Origin of the sequence: Geminicoccus flavidas, assembly GCF_009806515.1 — a bacterium.
GTDB lineage: Bacteria > Pseudomonadota > Alphaproteobacteria > Geminicoccales > Geminicoccaceae > Geminicoccus > Geminicoccus flavidus.
The window spans coordinates 1-689 of sequence record NZ_WUJP01000465.1; the positions used below are offsets into that span (position 1 = coordinate 1).

Annotated in this window: 1 pseudogene; it reads left to right on the top strand. The window is 64.2% G+C overall.

Features of this window, described 5'->3' with window-relative positions:
- Positions 1-274: 274 nt before the first annotated feature.
- A pseudogene (locus tag EQG76_RS13025) lies at positions 275-689 on the top strand (ammonium transporter); the annotation flags it as partial.

Below are 689 nucleotides of genomic sequence, written 5' to 3' on the forward strand. Positions count from 1 at the left end.
ATGCTCGCCGTGATCATGACGGTGGCGTAAGCCCGTGCACGTTCTTTCGGCAACGCTCGGATCGCCTATCCGCTCCCGCCTACTTCTTAGGCAGGCATTGGCTTCTGATCATTGCCTGTGCCGCGGCCACGAGCTTCGGCACGCTTCTTGAAAGATCCTCTCTGGCTCGGGCGAGGATGCGACGTTTTCCGCATCCCGGCCTGGAACACGAGAACGAAGATACGCCGCTCCCTCCGGTCCGACGGTCGGGCGGCGTCTCGATAGAGGATCATCGATGAGTCGCCGATCTGCCTTGCTCACCATTCTGCCGGCGATCCTCCTGGCTAGCGTGCCGGCGCTCGCCCAGGAAGCAGCACCGGCAGCCGAAGCCGTCGCGGAAGCGGTCGAGGTATCGCCGATCGACAGTGGCGACACGGCCTGGATGCTGATTTCCACGGCACTCGTGCTGCTGATGGTCATCCCGGGCGTCGCACTGTTCTATGGCGGCATGGTCCGCCAGATGAACGTGCTGGCCACGGTGATGCAGACCTTCGCCACCACCTGCCTGCTCGGCGTGATCTGGATGGTCGCGGGCTACTCGCTCGCGTTCGGCGAGGGCAACGCGTTCTTCGGCGACCTGTCGCGGGTCTTCCTGGCCGGAGTCGAACTGGACACGCCCGCGGGCACCATCCCGGAATCGGTGTTCATCT